Raw genomic sequence first — 18,306 nt, 5'->3', positions numbered from 1 at the left:
TGGGTAACAATGAAAAAATGAAAAGTAACACCAAGAATAATAAGAACAACCACATGAGTATACATGAGCAACACGGAAGCATGATAAGTCAGGTTTCAATAAAGTACGGACTAGGATCTCGACAATAAGACATGACAACGAGTGCCTCTCATACGTAATAATCTCTGAAGGGACGCTCAGTTCTAACGAACCTGCGAAGTCTTATTTCCAAGATTTTGCTGTGATACAAAATGTAACGAATCTCAGACACGCTATGTAATGAAAATGAGCGATATTACGTTACAAAACTATGCTTAGACTCAAAATAAGGCGCCTACGATTCGTTAGATTCTCAAACCTGCGAAATTTCGAGCAATAAGGCCTGTAAGGTTCTTTAGACGATAGTTGGCAATCTTGATGGAGATTATGTATCGGGCTCAGATAGTAAAGGAGTACATGAAATAGAGAGTCCTGTCACGCTGACGGAACTCTCTATTTGCTATATAAAACGACCTTTTAATTCAACATCAGACATATTCACCAAGATTCACTTATTAACTCGTTTTGACTCGCTCGACGAGAATTAAGCTTATGTTATGTCTGAATCCCCATCCTAAGCAGTTATCTAAACGATGTCACAAAACTGCTGAACAGCGTCCGAACATCATACTGGTACTGGTTAATCGGCTCAATTGGTCGGTTCTCTCCGAGAAGAGTGTAGACGGCAATCCGTGCTGCCCGGACCGAATATTCTTCCGTGAATACCACGTCATCGGGAATCTCGCAGAATTGGCTAATAAAGGCCAGGTTGGTGGAGCCCTCAGGCACAACTTTTGGTCTGTCGCTGTTCAGTCTAGGCATAAATTGGGCAGTGATGTAAGGCATCATGCATGGAATGCAGTTGGCGGTAGCCATGATCGCCTCTTGATGTTCCTGAAAATGAAGATGGCCGATCAACTCCTGCATAATCTCTTCCCCGGTACAATCGCTCATTTTTTTCTTCACGTAGTCGCCAACATTATCCGGGTATAATCCGTATCCCCAGAACACCTTGACATGCTCCGGCTGACCACGGAAATGTGGTTGGAAGGCCAGAACGACAGACATGAACCAACTGGAATCCTTGAAAGTAACCAGAGCGCCGGTACCTGCCCGGTTGCGTGTGAATTTCTCCATCAGATCAAAGAAGACCGAATCCTGGAAGGTGACCGTAAACGACTCCCATTTGGACTCATGCACATGATCATTAAATGAAGAGGGATTACCCAGCATCGGTTTCTTGGCGGCAATGTTCTCCCACAGCTTCCATGAGCTGCCCTTGCCGTTCAGTTTCGGTGCAGAAGTCATGGAGCCGAGGTCGGCCCCTTCGGTCATCGAGCCATTGGTGACAATGACCAGATCGCCTTCGTGGATGTCAATGACCTCCTCTTTACCTCCCTTGAGCACATGCATCCGACTTACCGTAATGCCGTCGCCCTCTTTGAAGTCCAGATCGGTGACAGTACATTTCAGCGTGAAATCTATGCCAAACGGTTCCAGATAGTTATACAGTGGCAGGATAATTGAGTCATATTGGTTGAACGGTGTGCGGGTGACACCTTCCAGCGTCTGAATTCTTGGGAATTCGTGAAAAAAGCGAAGCATGTATCTTTTGAATTCCACGGCGCTGTGCCAAGGTTGGAAGGCAAAGGTGGTCGCCCACATATACCAGAAGTTCGTTTGGAAAAAGTGAGGGCCAAACCAGTCGTTGATTCGCAGTTTACCCAGCGTGTCTTCAGGAGTAATAATCAGCTTGCCCATCGCCAGACGATCCGCCATATCAAAACCCATGGAGAGCACATCCTCGACCTTGCCGTCACGGTTGATGAGCCGCGCATTAGAATGTGTGGGATTGGCATCGTCAAATTCGGTAATTTCCTGTCGGACAGATATGCTCGGACGGTCGATGGAAGGGATGGACGCCAACAACTCCCATAGATTTTCATAAGCCTCGTCATTGAGCATTCGACCGCCGCGGATAATATATCCTTGATCGGGATTACCAGCCCCATCATTGCTACCACCGAGAATCGGCATTTCTTCGATAATGTGAATGTGTTCTCCAGGAAAGTCACAATCTCTGACTAGATAAGCTGCACCCGCCAATGATGCAATACCGCCGCCTACAAAATAGACCTGTTTATTACCGTATTCTTTCTTCACGATCATTCGCCTCCAAAAGGTACTGTAGTCACATCCCTAATGTAAACCTTGCAGGTCCCGTAAGGTATGCTCAAAAGAATAGGTATGTCTGGTTTTTAGTCACTTTTGGAAAAATGTCTAAAACCTAGAGTTAGATTGTATGCTAAAAAGCCGCGCATCCTAATCGGATGGCAGCTTATTCTCATACCTATGCAATGCCTTCAGGACATTACCTTCGATCAGCTCACTGAGCTTTTCAATAATCTGTTTTGGCGCTTCTTGCATATTACCCCTCATCCACTGAATGATTAGCCCGGTGAAGGCCAGGGTATAGAAGTTGGCGATAAACTCTTTGTCTTCACTGCGGACCTTTATCCCACAGGCTAGCTCATCAATCACACCCATAATCAGATCATGCGTTACTTCATAGAGGTATGTATCCAGGTGGGTGCGACCGAGCGAGTCGAGTGTGTTGCAGCAGAATGATTTATTGTTCTCGATGTAACAAAAGATTTTATAGAATCCGTCCGTCCATGTGCTGTAGCTTCGGTATTCCGTAAGGCTCTCCACCGCTTCAGTCTGATAGATCCATCCAAGCAGCGCGTAAATATCCTGAAAATGATAATAAAAGGTTTGCCGATTCAATCCGCAATGATCCACCAGATGTTTGACCGTAATCTTGTTCAGCGGAGTATGCTCCATCAGTGATTTGAGCGAGTGAGCCAGCGCATGTTTGGTTAGGTGAGAAGCAGACACAATAATCACCTCATCATTTTGGATTAGCTTGCTCGGACATAACAGTAAGTAAACACCCCATGGCCAAAAGTCACCGCAGCGAAGCCCTGAGTATAAGCGAGTCAAAATGCAAGAATCCCGAAAGATCCTCCCATTCAGATATCCCCGTGGCTGACCACCCTTGTAGTGAAGCAGGGCACCTATAGCTATTAAGGCATTTGTTACCCGATCCGCACCATGTGACTCCACCAGTGGATATTCCAGATATCAACCGTTCCAAACCAAATGCCGAAGTCCTTCACTTATAATCTGACGATCACAACCCTTTAAAAGTCAGGCCTCATCAAAATCATTCACCATAAAGAATCAGAAGTAAAAGTAAAGCGGAAACTTGGAACCTAGTGAAAATACCAAGTCCATCTAAAAGAGCTGATAAGCCGTCGCGTATGTTATCTCTAATACACTAAACCATTCAGACCAAGACTCCGTCTATAAAATCAGTCATAGGAAGAACTACAACGAGTGAAGAAGAAAAAATCAAAAATACAGCCCGAGAGCCCGAAGCCCATCGTTTTGATTATCTGCTACACTAACCCATCAAATTCACACCCAATCCTTTAAAGCAGCCCTGATAAAGCAAGTTAATACATAACGATTGAGACAACATTCAAAGAGTCGCCATCAGCCAATGTTTTTTTTTTTTTCCCTATTACTGGTGCCCGATAAAAGCAAGTCTCCATCATGAAAACAGCCATTGAAAAAAACTACATATTCGCCAAAGCCTCAAAGCCCCAAAGTAGCAAAGCAACAAAAACACAAGAAAACAAATAAAAAAACGAAATCAAATCAAAAAGAACGACCCGAAGGCCGTCCTTTTACTGTCCCTATTACCTAACCCATATAAAAAGTTAGGATCAATCCTAAAATCAGTCTGCGAGAGCTGCAACGTAGTGAAGGGGACGAAATCGATTCTGAAGAAGCGGAACGTTCGCCTTTATCGTCGGATTTTACCCTTCGAGAAGGGAAATCCAAAAAATCCGACGATAACAGCGATCGAAAGAACGATTCGGCACCGGAACGTCACGTCCGCACGCTCTCAGCATGAACTGGTTTTAAACGCGATGATTACAAACTTTTCAAGAACTGAACAATCGTCAACAACCCTTTATCAAAGTTCTCCAGGTTGAAGTGCTCGTTCGGTGCATGCAGATTCTCATCCGGCAAACCAAAGCCCATCATCACAGCAGGGATTTCGAGTACACGTGAGAGCTTCTCAACAATTGGAATGGAACCGCCATCTTTGGTAAAGAGGGCACGAACGCCATACACATGCTCATATGCATCTGCCGCTTTTTGCAGAATGGGATTGGCAGGATCGATATTGAAAGCAAAAGCTTTCTCGATCTGTTTCACATGCAGGGTTGCACCCGGTTGAACGTGAGCGCGCAGATGTGCTTCGATACGATCCAATACATGTTGTGGGTCTTGGTCCGCTACGAGGCGGCAGGTGATTTTGGCATGAGCTTCCTTCGGAATAACCGTTTTGCTGCCTTCGCCCTGGAAACCACCCCATACCCCATTCAGTTCCAATGTTGGACGAGCGCCAACACGTTCCACGAACGAATAACCTTCTTCGCCGTACAATTGCTCCAGTCCGAGGTCTTGACGAAGCTGTTCTTCATTGAAGCCCTGTTTCACAAATTCTTCTCTCATCTCAGGAGACAGTGGCAGAACGCCATCGTAAAATCCATCTACACTTACACGGCCTTGCTCATCATGCAACGATGCGAGCAGGGATACGAGTGCATGAAGTGCGTTGGGTACACCACCACCAAATGAACCGGAGTGCAAGTCGGTATTGGCTGTGTTCAGATCCACGTGAAGCGAACATAGACCACGCAGGCCAGTGGAGATCGCCGGTTTCCCTTTTTCAAGCAGGGACGTATCCGAGATCAGTATCATGTCTGCACGCAGCTTGTCCGTATTGTCATTCAGATAGATGGGCAGGTTCGGACTGGAGATTTCCTCTTCACCTTCGATACAGAACTTGATGTTAACCGGAAGTTCTTTGTTTTCGGCGAGAATGGCTTCTACAGCCTTGATATGTAGGAAGATCTGTCCTTTGTCATCCGTTGCACCACGAGCGAACAGCTTGCCATCACGAATGGTAGGTTCGAAAGGAGGCGTGTCCCACAGATTAAGGGGATCTACAGGTTGTACATCATAATGACCATAGATCAGAGCTGTCGGTTTGCCGGGTGCATGCAGGTGATCTGCATAGACAATCGGATGTCCAGCCGTTGGAATGACCTCTACGTTTTCCATGCCTGCACGTGTGAGCGCATCTGCTGCCCATTGTGCTGCACGATTAACATCCTCTTTATGCTCAGAAATGGCGGAGATACTTGGAATGGATAACCATTCATTCAGTTCTGCCAGGTGTTTTTCTCTATTTTGTTCAAAGTAAGTCTGTTCTTTCATTAAAAAGGCCTCCTTGATGTTTGCTTTATCTCATTGTAATCCATTTTGTCATGTTAATAAAACATTGGTTAAAAAAATGATCGGTTACAGATCATTTCATTCACCTGATGATTATGCGTATAATACAAGAAAAGGATTTCATCCATATATTCTCAAGGGAGTTGAGGAAGTTTCCATGACAGTCAGACCCGATGCAAGCAGGCAGGTGAGTAGCGATGGAACCGACGAGGAATGATCGAATATTGGGCAGATTCAAGCGGTTATCCGATTTCAAAGCAGGAAGACATAAAGGACGATTTTATCGAAACAGCCTTATGCTTATTTTACTCATTGCCAGTATTCCCGGGTTAATCACAGGTATCGTGATGTATCAACAGGTGGTTGGCCGGATGGAAACCGAATTCAATCGGATGCATCAGAACCAGATCGAGAATCGGGCACGCAATGTGGATGATCAACTGGCCTATCTGGAGATGAACTTATCTCATTGGGCTTTTGAACCGAGGTTTGGCAATGCGTTACGAACGCTGGATTTTGTGTATTATTTTAATGAAACGCAGGAGATCGTCACTACATTATATGTACTACAAGGTTCCCACCCGTTGATCAAGTCAGCACAGCTATATTTGCAGGAACCGAAGCCGATCTTGTTTAATCGGGATTATAACGAGTTGAATGATGATGCCAAAGTACAAGCGTATGATCGTTATCTCTCCATGGGCAACCACGTGTACTGGACAGACTGGGTTTCGGGCATCAACCGAGATACCGCCCCTTCGACCAACAATAGTCTACTGCATACGGATGCAGGCAATGCACTCGTTCTCGTACATAAGATCCCAGGGGAGAGCATGAATCCATTTGGTGCACTGATTATTACGCTGGATAACGAGAAAGTCGCCAGTTTATTGAAAACGCTTACGCCTTATGATGAAGGTTTAACGTTCCTTATGGATCAGGAAGGCAACACACTGGTTACAGGGAATCCGGGAACGGCGGGGGAGACTTCTGCTTTTGAACAGCAGCTAAAAAAAGAAGTGGCCCTGCATGCAGATAGCCGCTCATTCCTGTTCCGATATGAGGATCAGACCTATTCTGTCTCGTATGGCTCGTTGAGTCGGATTGATTCGGACTGGACGTACGTCTCCGCAGCACCTTTGACCTCAGTCACTTCGCCCGTCAAGCTGGTATCCAAGATCATCGTCATTGCGAGTGCAGGCAGTCTCATCCTGGGATTGTTGTTATCCTGGTTTGCTTCCCGCCGCATCTATTCGCCTGTAGCACGGATGCTGCACCTGCTTACGCCTGGCAGAAACGAAACTACACCAACGGATGAGAAGCTGGACGAGTTTGAGCTGCTGGAGCAACAATGGAACGAACTGACCTCCCGCAGTGTAACGGCACATCGCCAGTTGCAGGAGCAGCTTCCCCATCTGCGCGACAGCTTTGTCTTACAACTTGTGCAGGGACATTTATATGCCTATAACGAGCAGGATCTCCAGCAGCGGATGCGTCATCTCGGATTTGAGTTGGAGGGTCAGCAGTATTTGCTGGTGCAGATGTATTTTACGGGATACGAGCAGCTGCAAGGCAGATTCGGAAGCCAGGACAAGGGTTTAGTCACCTTTGCAGCAGTGAATATCACACAGGAAGTGGCAAAAAATCATTTCAGGCAGATCAGTGTCATGAACTTTCATGACCTGTCTTCCGCCATGCTTGTGATCGCTCCTCAGGACGAACCTGTGAAGTCACAAGCGATGTTATGGGGACAGGAGCTCGTGGAGGTGATTGGACGAACGCTCAAAATGAAGGTGACCTTGATGATCAGCCGCCCAGCAGCTTCACTTCAGGAACTGCCCGGACGATTCGTCGAGATGGAACAGGCCGTGGCATATCGCAGTGTGGAGGAAGGAAGTCAGATACTCGATCTGGAGGATGAGGCGTGTTTCCACAGAAACGAAGCAGCTTCCTATCCGCTTGGACTGGAACGTGAGTTGCTGCAGGCGATCAGGCTGGGCAAGCAGGACGAAGCGGAACGTGTGCTGGAACAATTCATGAGCGAGATTACGCGGACGGGTAGTACCGAATTTCAGGTGCAGCAGATGATGCTGCAATTACTCGGCAGTATTCAGCACATGATGCTGCAAACGGGAGTGACACCTTATAAGCTGTTTGGTGGTTGCAACATGTATGAACGGCTATCCGGTATTCGTGAACCTTTTCAGATGAGACAATGGATGATGAATGAGGTATTCACACCGTATATCCAAGAGATTGAAGCACGATCCCAGGAACCGCTGAAACAGGTGGTGGAACGTACAATGTTGTATATCGATACCCATTATCGTAGCGATATTTCGCTGGAAAACTGCGCTGACGCGGAGCAGATGACACCCTATGCACTGAGCAAGGCATTCAAACAGGTATCAGGCATCAATTTTATTGATTATCTGACACGTGTGAGAATGGATGCGGCGAAGCAATTGTTAAGGGAGACAACGATGAAAATCAATGATGTTGCGGCGGCTGTGGGCTATCAGCATAGTTATTTTAATCGGATCTTCAAGAAACAGGAGGGCATTACCCCGAGTCAGTATCGCGAACAATGGTTTGGACAATAACCGTTCATCCGTCTGTCATTTCTGACCGGCATCCAGCATTAGCGGATGTCGTTTTTTTCTTTTTTTACCGTCATACAAAGAAGGATAAACCTGCAAAAATGTGCAATTCTATCTGCTACGATATGTCCAATATCAAGGAAGAATGGCGTTATAGCGGGCTTAACGACCATCATGTCGTAGCGATGCAAAAAATGAAGGTTGCCGGAAAAAGAAGGGCTGTATAGTCTGAGTATCAGGATTATTGATAACGCTTACATGACTAAGGGAGGGGAGACATGATGAAGGGGAAGACAGACTGGAACACCAACGCCACTGCCACTGCTCAAGCGGATATGGCAACAAGGCCCATGAGACGAGAGTCGAACTGGAAAAGGCAGATCCAACGAAACAAATGGTTATATGTGCTTGTACTTCCCGGCTTTTTGTACTTTGTCATCTTTAAATATTTGCCTATGTGGGGGATCATCATTGCCTTTCAGGACTACCAGCCTTTCCTGGGCATTCGGGAGAGTAATTGGGTGGGGCTGGAGAACTTTACGAACTTTTTCTCCAACCCGGACTTCTTCCGACTATTACGCAATACGCTGGTCCTTGCGCTGTATGATCTGATCTTCTTTTTCCCGGCACCCATCATTATCGCTTTGTTATTAAATGAAATTCGGGTCGCATTCTTCAAAAGAACCATTCAAACGCTGGTCTATGTACCCCACTTTGTATCCATGGTGATTATCGCGAGTATCACGTACGTGTTTCTGACCCCGCAGGGCGGAGTCTTATATGATCTGATCGCCTGGATTACAGGCAAACCTATTGATGTGCTCTCCAGTCCGGGTTCGTTCCGACCACTCATTATTGTTCAGATGATGTGGAAAGAGATGGGCTGGGGCACAATTATCTTCCTGGCGGCCCTCGCAGGTGTGGATACGGAACAGTATGAAGCCTCCATTGTGGATGGCGCAGGACGATTGCGGCGAATGTGGCATATTACGCTTCCCGCGATTCGTACGACCATAGTCATCTTGCTCATTCTCAGACTGGGAAACTTTCTGGATACCGGATTTGAGCAGATCTATCTCATGACCAACTCCCTCAACCGGGATGTTGCAGACGTATTTGATACGTATGTGTACACGGTGGGGATTACGCAAGGGGCTTTCAGTTACAGTACCGCTGTTGGACTATTCAAGTCTGTGGTGGGCATCATTTTGGTACTTGGCAGTAATAAACTTGCGAAAAAGTTCGGTCACCCCGGAATTTATTAAGGAGGAGCGCCCATGAACAGCCGTCTATACAACAGCCCTGCCGGCAAGGTATTTGATATCTTCAATTACGTCATGCTGGGGATTCTGGGCATATTAACTGTCCTTCCTTTCCTGTATATTATAGGGAATTCTTTCGCAACGGAAGCCGAGATCACCGAACGGAGTTTTTTCCTTATTCCGAAGGTATTTTCTTTCAGTGCATATGAGTATATTTTCTCTTCTTCCACGATCTTTCGCAGCATTGGCGTTTCCATCTTCATCACAGTGGCAGGTACACTGGTGAATTTGTTCTTCACCTTAACGATGGCTTATCCACTGTCCAGAAGTGACTTCTGGGGCCGTAACGTCATGATGAATCTGGTAATCTTCTCCATGTTATTCGGCGGTGGCATGATCCCAACGTATCTCGTCATTCGTGGACTGGGACTGCTCGATTCTTACTGGGCCCTTATGCTTCCTGGCGCGATCAGCGCTTTTAACTTAATAGTAGTCAAAAACTTTTTTCAGCAAATGCCGCCCGGGCTGGAGGAAGCGGCCCGCATCGACGGCTGTTCGGATCTCGGCGTGCTGTGGCGAATCGTACTGCCTTTATCGAAGCCGGTCATTGCCACGTTTGCCTTGTTTTACGCCGTGGGACATTGGAACAACTTTTTCTCGGCACTTCTGTACATTTCCGACAGTGACAAATGGCCGCTGCAGGTCATGCTGAGACAGATCGTATTGCTCTCGCAAGCCAGTGTCGGAGATATGGCAAACATGGACCCTAATTTTGTCCAGCCACCAGAGCAGTCGATCAAAATGGCGGTAATCGTTGTAGGTACGATTCCAATTTTGCTGGTGTATCCGTTTTTGCAGAAGCATTTTGCCAAAGGTGTCATGTTAGGTTCAATCAAAGGCTAAAGCCAAGGGGGAGAACGTATGGGACAAAAAACGGGATTCAAAAAAGGGGTACTGCTGCTCTCAGCGTCATTGGTACTTAGTACAATTCTGGGCGCATGCTCCACGGACAAAGCAGATTCAGGAACCGCTGCGGGTGGCACCGATCAGCTCACGATTATGCTGCCGAACTTTGAAGCGGAGAATCCGCCGGACAACAGCCCTGTGATTCAGAAGCTGGAGGAGTTGACCAAGGTTGATGTTAATCTGCAATGGGTGCCCAGCAGTTCCTATGAGGACAAATTCAATATCACACTAGCTTCAGGCAAACTTCCGCAAATTATGGTCGTATTGGGGAAATCCCCAAGCTTTATCAATGCAGCCCGGACAGGGGCATTCTGGGAACTGGGTCCTTATCTGAAGGACTATCCGAACCTGAGCCAGATGAATGAAATCATCACCAACAATGCCTCTATCGATGGCAAAACCTATGGGATTTATCGGGCACGCCCTCTGGGACGTAATGGGGTGACTATCCGTAAGGACTGGCTGGAGAATCTGGGGCTGGAAGAGCCGAAGACGATTGATGAATTTTACAATGTATTGAAAGCGTTCACGAAGGATGACCCGGACGGTAACGGAAAGGATGATACGTACGGTCTGGTAGCCAGCAAATTCACGGGACCGTGGGATAACATGCAGGTGTGGTTCGGTGCCCCCAATAAATGGGGAGAGGATGGCAACGGAGGGCTAATCCCTGCGCATGAGACACCGGAATACATGGAAGCGCTGAAATTTTTCCGTCAGATCTACAGCGAGGGTCTGGTGAACAAGGACTTTGCCGTGATGGATGCAACGAAACTGCCTGATCCATTTGTGAACGGGCAAGCGGGTGTCATGGTGGATGTAGCAGATAACGCACAGCGTATGGACCAGAAAATACTGGATAAAGATCCGAATGCGACAGGACGTGTCGATGTGCTGCAAGCCATGGAAGGTCCGAAGGGGCTGCGTGATATGCCAACGTCCGGATATTCCGGAATGATTGCCATCTCCAAAGGCAGTGTCAAAACGGAAGAGGAACTGAAGAAGGTACTGCGCTTCCTGGATCAACTCAATGAACCAGAATTGCAGGCGCTGCTTGGGAATGGACTGGAAGGCAAGCAGTATGAGAAAAAAGAAAACTATATTATCCCTTCCACTGACAAGCTTGCCCTCCGCGATCTGCAGGGTTTAAATCAGATATTGATGTTTGTGCCGGAGGACAAAACCCTTCGTGTACAACAGACACCTGTCCGTGAAAAAGTTGCACAGGTGCAGAAAGCCAACGAAGAGATTGTCATCGCCAATCCTGGTGAACCGCTGATCTCTGATGTTTATGCTCAGAAAGGGCCGCAGCTGGACAATATCATTAACGATGCACGGATCAAATATATCGTAGGTCAGATTGATGAGAAAGGATTCGAAGATGCTGTTACCCTTTGGAAGAACAACGGCGGAGACGATTATGTGAAAGAAGTCAATGAACTGTACGCTGCACTGAAGTAGTTGGAGACCAACGATACTCTTGAACAGGCAGGGAGGAAGGCGACATGTGGAACGGGGATGCATTTAGTAATCCCGAGGCGCAGTACCGGGTTCATCCCTTTTGGTTCTGGAACGGGGATATGGAAGAAGAACAGATGAAGCGGCAGGTGGCTGAGATGGCCGTGCAAGGCGTGGGTGGATTCTTTATCTGTCCACGTCAAGGACTGCAAATTCCGTATCTCTCCGAAGCGTGGTTTGATAAGGTGCGGATTGCAGTGGAAGCGGCGGCCACTCACGGCATGCAGGTATGGTTATATGACGAGTATCCTTATCCGAGTGGAATGGCTGGCGGGGAAGTGACTCTTGATTTTCCTGAAGCCAAGCAGCGTCAGCTCATCCATCATCAACTGATGCTTCAGGGAGGAGAAGCTGTGAATCTGGAGCTGCCATGGGGACGAGTATTGGTTGCCAAGGCGATTCCCAAGGATGCACAGGGTAAACGGTTATGGCATGAATCCATCGATCTGCGCAGCAAAATCGGTAATATCCAGACGGATCAGGTGTATCAGGAGACCGGACTCACTTCGTATAACCGGAAGAGGTTCTTCACCTACCGAACAGCGTTTCGATTGTTGTGGGATGTGCCTGAGGGTGATTGGGAGTTGATTATATTTCAAGAGATGGAGATCGATGATTTCAAATATTACGGCAACTTTGTTGATCCTTGTCACAAGGAAGCGATGAGCCGATTTATTGAACTGACGCACGAGCGTTATAAGTCAGCGGTTGGAGATCAATTTGAGAGCGTAATCAAAGGCATGTTCTCGGATGAGATTGCACCGCTGGGCCGTATCCCCTGGTCCCAACAGCTTCCCCGTTATTTCAGTGAGCGTTGTGGTTATAGTCTGATCGATTCGCTACCGGCCCTGTTATATGGTGATGTTCCGGACGCGCACCGGATTCGGTATGACTACTATCAGTCCCTGCATCTGCTTCTCAGGGAGTCCTATCACAAACAGGTGCATGATTGGTGTGAGGAAGCAGGAATCCAGTACGCGGCTGAGGTACCTGGTGTACGGATGACCACCCAGTTGTTCAGCCATATGCCAGGCGGTGATTCAGCACATGAGAAAATCGGACGATCCTTATCGTGGATTCTGGAACGTTACGGCCAAAAGATGCGTGACAATCCCAAGATGGTCAGTTCGCTTGCCAGACAACTGGGGGGAAGTCGCAATCTGATTGAATGTTTTCACAGTGTAGGCTGGTCCATGACGCTACAGGATGCCAAGTGGATGATTGACCGAATGGCCGCCATGGGCACCAATTTCTATAACTTTCACGCCTTTTTCTATACGATCGGTGGGCTTGCGAAGCATGATGCACCGCCGTCTCAATTTTTGCAAAATCCCTACTGGAAGCATTTCCGGCAGTTGGGGGATTACACCGGACGGTTGAGCTATCTCATGAGCACCGGAGCAGCAGACATTCGTATTGCTGTACTTGACCCAACGACGACATTCTGGAGTCTGATGGGTAATCCGCTGCATGGATTCGAGTATAGCGGCGAAGACGAAGCAGAACGGGTGCAATTGAATCGTCTGACGAAGGACTGGATGCGAATCACGACCCATCTGCTCGAAAACAGACGTGACTATGACCACCTTGATCCCGAATTGCTGGCTGAAGCTGACTTAACGGATGGTATCATTCAGATTGGCGTTGCCCGTTATGACGTATTGATTCTGCCACCGATGCTGAATCTGGAGATCGCGGCCTGGGAACAGGTGAAGCGATTCGTTCAGCAGGGAGGGACCGCCATTTCTGTTGGGATGCCTCCGCATATTGCTATCCAGCCGGGAAGTCCGGAGGGAGATGAAGCTGCCCAGTTCTTTGGTGCGGGCGAGCAGCCGCAAGAGGTGTACTGGGGCCGTAGCGTGACAACAGATCACGATAACCGTGAAACCATGTGGCATCAAGGTGAGGGGAATGCCTATTTTCTACCCGCAGGAACAGGGCAGGGAGATGACTTTTCGCTGGAGCTAATCTCTCTCCTGCTCGATCAGGTATTGCCTGAACCCATCTGCTGGATCATGGAGGAGGAAAGTGCCTCTCTGCTGATGCACACCCGTCAATTGTCGGCTGGGGAGCATATGATTTTCTTGACTAATCAGGAGGGTCAGGAGTTGAAGGGGCAATTGAAGTTGGTTGCCCGACAGCTGTGGGATGGAGCGGAGCTGACAGATGGTGCTTGTCTGGTGGCGGAACGACTCGATCTGGAGACGGGGCAGCTTCAGGCATTGCCGTATACGAGCAGTGGCGGGGAATGGTGCATTTCACTAACGCTGGCGCCTTATGAAGCACATGCTGTTCGTCTTACTTTACAACCAGTGAAGGTAGAGACGGGACCAACGAAGGTGGATGTCACAGACCCAATAAATTCGACATTCCAAACGGATGTTTCAGCAGAAGTGAAGCAAGCCACTAAGATCAGTATTCCTGCGGAGGGACCATGGCGACTGGAAACGGTGCAGCCTAACATCCTGCGAATGGGACAGTTCCATCTTCAGGCAACCAATGCTAACGGAATAATACTGGAAAGCCAGCATGTAGCTGTGAAACCGTTTATTGATCAGGCAGCAGAATTATCGGAGCAGCAGCATCTGCCAGTCCAGTTTAGTCAGGTATTTGGCACACCGAAAAAGGCATCCGTTGCTTACCCGATCGAGTGCCGTTATACGACCACATTTGAGCTAAGAACGGCGTTACCTGCATGCCTGTTATTCCTGGATAAAGCGGCGATTTCGGGCAGTTGGTCGATGGAGATTAATGGGCAACCACTTGAAAAAGAACAATTCGATCCAATCGAAATAACCGACCACAATAATATCGCTCGTGATATTACGGAATGGCTACACAGCGGTCTCAATGAAATGACGGTGATTGTGCAGGTGACCAAAGATGAGGATGGTATCGTTGATCCCTTGTATCTGCAAGGGAGATTCGGGGTGGAGTTTCATCATGAAGGTATCGCTTCGCTCGTGCGGGAGTCAGACACAGCCCTTCGCATCGGACCTGAACCTCAGCCGCTGTATCCTCATTTTGCCGGGGAAATGAGTTATAAACGCACGTTCTGGCTGGATGAGCCAGGGGAAGATATTACTTCGTTTGAACTGGAATTTAGCGATTGGCGTGTGCAGGATGTGGTGGAAGTGCGGGTGAACGGACATAGTCTGGGTGTGAGATGCTGGTCTCCGTATCGCTGGAAGGGAGAGGCCTCCTGGTTGCGTCCGGGAGACAACGACATTGAAGTGCGGATTACGAATACATTGATCGGCCTGCTGGAAGGTACGTATTTTGATTCAGAACATCATCAATTACAGGATGCAGGTCATGTACCTGTTGAAGAATTAGGATAAAGGAGTGGAAGTAAGGGATGGGACATCGTATTCAGTTTGACCGCTATCCAGGTGGTGTGATGAAAGCGTTAACGCTCAGTTATGACGATGGAGTGATTCATGATCGAAGACTGGTGGAGATCTGTAATCGGTATGGTCTACGGGGAACCTTTAATCTGAACTCCGGTACCCTGGGTAATCCAGGACGTATTGAGGCGGGGGAAGTTGCTGAACTGTATGCGGGTCATGAAGTGGCCGTTCACACGGTTACTCACCCTACGCTGCCTTATGTTCCGAATGAACTATTGACCGAAGAGATTATCGAGGACCGAAAAGCGTTGGAGAAGCTCGTCGGTTATCCGGTACGAGGCATGGCTTATCCCAATGGAGGATACGACCGTACGTTAAGCACAAAGCTTGCGTGGCTCGGCATCGACTATGCTCGTACCGTTGAATCTCATGGCAAATACACACTGCCAGACCGGCCGCTTGAATGGCATCCGACCTGTCATCATAACCATGATCTGGCGGGGCATGCTGAACGTTTTATCCAAAATTCCAAAACAGGTACACCACTATTACTCTACGTCTGGGGCCACAGTTATGAGTTCAATGATAACGACAACTGGGAGATCATCGAACAGTTTGGTGAGCAGATTGGTCGCAGGAACGACATCTGGTACGCCACGAACATCGAAGTGATTGCCTATTGGAAAGCGGTGCAACGACTGGAGTGTTCAGCCGATCGATCCATCATTCATAATCCGTCTGCCATCCCGGTTTGGTTCACGGCAGATCAGCAGGTAGTTGAAGTGCAGGGTGGGGAGACATTGCGGCTAAGCGAACGAATCAAGGTATAAGGAAGGGGCTGACGATCATTCGTTATTTCCATGAGAACGAGGCGATTGCAGGCAAGGTGTACGATTCAATTCCGGATATATTGACCACGGTGGCTCAGCGTTATATTGGCGATCACCCGCAACAATCCTTTTTGTTCAGAGCTTATCATCAGGGAGGTTTTCGCAGACTGGGGGATTATCGCTACGACCTGAATCTGAATGAGAAATGTGCAGAGGCTCGTACAGGGCAGTACGTGTATGTATGGGGTAAATTATGGAGCGAGCAGAATGCAACGTTAAATACAGGCCTGAACTGTTATAGTCCAGTGACGATTTATGTGAACGGCGAAGAGGTATTCAAGTCCGAGTTGTTACAGGAATTATTTACCAAGCGAAGAACCCAGATTCCGATCTCCGTGAGCTATGGGTGGAATGATGTGTTGCTTTGTTTTGTCAAAACAGAAGTGGGATTCGGCGGTGTCTACGGAACAGCCTCATTCAAAAATTTTCCGCTGCATTTCCTTACTCCTGGGACAGATCGTCAGGGTCAGGAAGGCTGGTTATATTCGGAACCTGTCGATGAACCTGTATTATCTCTTCCTCGTGATGGCATGGCGGAAGAAGAAACAGGTCTTATCTGGTATCCAAGCAGGAACTGGACAGGGGAGGAACAGAGCAAGGGTTCATTTGCACGCATCTATGGTACGGAACAACCTGCTGTGGCCTATGCATGGACGAGGCTGGATGTAACCTTACCAGGATCATCGCCAATTATTTTAAAAGGCAATCATGATGGTGCGTTGACTCTGTATGTAGATGGCAAGGAAATATACTCTGCTGGAAGCAGTGCTAAATTGCACGTTGAACTCCCGCGCCGTTACGGTTCTTGGGATCTAGTCGTGAAAGGTGAAATCCAGGAACAAGGTGGCTCATGGGGATTCACGTTGGAAGATGACGTAAGTTCGGATTCCACAGGCTGGAGACTAAAATCACCTCATCCGGTTGCGGGGTGCTCTGACCCCTGGCTGTACACAGGTGCGTTTGTTCCCGGCGCTGAACCATCCCATGCCGACATCGTGCGAACTGATACCGTGTATGATAATGGGGCACAAGGTGTCTATTGGCGGGTAGATCTTCCCGATACCCATGTTCGTCCTTACCTGGAGAACACACATTACGGAAAGTGGAATTATCCGCTTGGTGTTACTTTGCTTGGACTGCTCCGGACAGGACAGGAATTGGGACGGGACGATTACATTCAGTATGTACGGCAACATATTGAACTGAGTACTTCATTTGACCGCTATGGTCTGTGGGATCGGGAAGCATACGGTGCGGCAGGAATCAATAATCAGCTGTCTGCGATAGACAGTCTGGATGATTGTGGTTCGTTTGGCTCTACACTGCTTGCTGCGATGGAGTTGGGTGATATTCACGGAGGAAGAGATACGGCGGAACGGATTGCGGGCTACATTACGGATGAGCAGGAACGTCTGGAGGATGGCGCCTTTTACCGGGTTCGCGGCAGTGGGGAGATGCGTCAGGAGACGATGTGGTGTGATGACTTGTATATGAGTACACCATTTCTGATGCGTTATGGTCAGTTGACAGGAGATAGGGCGTACTGGGATGATGCGATCAATCAATTCCTGATGTTCCGCAAATACCTATACCTTCCCGAACAACAGATCATGTCCCATGTGTATGATTTTGTGCGTGGTCGGGCAACAGGTATTCCATGGGGACGCGGGAACGGGTGGGTGCTCTTTTCATTGACCGAACTGTTAACCATCTTGCCACATGATCATGCGAAGCGGCCGGAACTGTTACGTTTCTATCGTGATCTAAGTCAAGGGTATCTGGCGCTGCAAGGGGAAAATGGACTTTGGCATCAGGTGCTGAATCGCCCGGATTCCTATGAAGAAACCTCCTGCACATCCATGTTCATCTACGCTTATGCCCGTGGTATTCGCGAAGGCTGGCTGGAACAGCCAGAGCCTTATCTGGAGGCGGTACGCAAAGGATGGGAGGGAATGACGCGCTTGGCAATTGACTATAAGGGCAATGTATATGGGGTATGCCGGGGTTCCGGGTACTCGTTTACTGCCTTGTATTATCGCGATGATCTGGGGTGGAATCTGAACGACACCCATGGGATTGGCATTGTGCTCTTGGCAGGTATTGAAGCACATAAGATGAACCAGCAGCTCCGTCAGAGGCATCTATCTGAGGCTTAACCAAAAAAGGATCGGATAATTACCTATAAGTATTTCAGAAAATACTTAGAATTTTGGTGCCGTCAATTTGCATTAGGGCGACTCATCCGTTAAACACTTGAACAACAGGCTCTGATATAATAGCACATAACAACTATCTGTTTTCCATGGAGGTGAGGCTATTGAAAACA

General features: G+C 48.0%; 10 protein-coding genes. 7 read left to right on the top strand and 3 right to left on the bottom strand.

Going from position 1 to position 18,306, the window contains the following annotated elements; all coding sequences use genetic code 11:
- Positions 1-600: 600 nt before the first annotated feature.
- The 3 genes from NLBNIHML_RS11110 to NLBNIHML_RS11100 all read right to left on the bottom strand — a co-directional run bounded on the left by NLBNIHML_RS11110 (position 601) and on the right by NLBNIHML_RS11100 (position 5,376).
- Positions 601-2,187, bottom strand: coding sequence for an oleate hydratase (locus NLBNIHML_RS11110; RefSeq protein ID WP_494354379.1), 1,587 nt, complete (start codon positions 2,185-2,187; stop codon positions 601-603).
- 153 nt (positions 2,188-2,340) lie between these two features.
- Positions 2,341-2,916, bottom strand: a complete 576-nt coding sequence (locus NLBNIHML_RS11105; RefSeq protein WP_494354378.1) for a TetR-like C-terminal domain-containing protein — start codon at positions 2,914-2,916, stop codon at positions 2,341-2,343.
- A gap of 1,104 nt (positions 2,917-4,020) precedes the next feature.
- Positions 4,021-5,376, bottom strand: a complete 1,356-nt coding sequence (locus NLBNIHML_RS11100) for a dipeptidase (RefSeq protein WP_339237208.1) — start codon at positions 5,374-5,376, stop codon at positions 4,021-4,023.
- Positions 5,377-5,591: 215 nt separating this feature from the next.
- Here NLBNIHML_RS11100 and NLBNIHML_RS11095 point away from each other — a divergent pair, with 215 nt between their 5' ends.
- From NLBNIHML_RS11095 to NLBNIHML_RS11065, 7 genes are all read left to right on the top strand, one after another.
- Entirely contained in the window at positions 5,592-7,997 is a 2,406-nt protein-coding gene (locus tag NLBNIHML_RS11095; RefSeq protein WP_472476618.1) for an AraC family transcriptional regulator, read from the top strand.
- Positions 7,998-8,329: 332 nt separating this feature from the next.
- On the top strand, positions 8,330-9,259 hold the full coding sequence (locus NLBNIHML_RS11090) for an ABC transporter permease (protein ID WP_339243194.1): 930 nt from the start codon (positions 8,330-8,332) through the stop codon (positions 9,257-9,259).
- 12 nt (positions 9,260-9,271) lie between these two features.
- A complete protein-coding gene (locus NLBNIHML_RS11085; protein WP_494354377.1) occupies positions 9,272-10,159 on the top strand; it encodes a carbohydrate ABC transporter permease in 888 nt (295 codons plus the stop codon).
- 18 nt (positions 10,160-10,177) lie between these two features.
- Positions 10,178-11,683 carry an extracellular solute-binding protein gene (locus NLBNIHML_RS11080; RefSeq protein WP_494354376.1) on the top strand — a complete coding sequence of 502 codons (1,506 nt, stop codon included), beginning with the start codon at positions 10,178-10,180 and terminating at the stop codon, positions 11,681-11,683.
- A gap of 44 nt (positions 11,684-11,727) precedes the next feature.
- Positions 11,728-15,081 carry a glycosyl hydrolase gene (locus NLBNIHML_RS11075; protein ID WP_494354375.1) on the top strand — a complete coding sequence of 1,118 codons (3,354 nt, stop codon included), beginning with the start codon at positions 11,728-11,730 and terminating at the stop codon, positions 15,079-15,081.
- A 17-nt stretch (positions 15,082-15,098) separates the two neighbouring features.
- The gene (locus NLBNIHML_RS11070; protein WP_494354374.1) at positions 15,099-15,920 is read left to right on the top strand and encodes a polysaccharide deacetylase family protein; all 822 of its coding nucleotides are present in this window, start codon (positions 15,099-15,101) and stop codon (positions 15,918-15,920) included.
- Between the two features lie 56 nt (positions 15,921-15,976).
- Positions 15,977-18,136, top strand: a complete 2,160-nt coding sequence (locus NLBNIHML_RS11065; protein ID WP_494354373.1) for a glycoside hydrolase family 88/105 protein — start codon at positions 15,977-15,979, stop codon at positions 18,134-18,136.
- Positions 18,137-18,306: the final 170 nt, after the last annotated feature.

Source organism: Paenibacillus sp. JNU01 (genome assembly GCF_059130585.1).
Note: the sequence above shows the minus strand (reverse complement) of the source record. Positions and strands in the feature narration are given on the sequence as shown.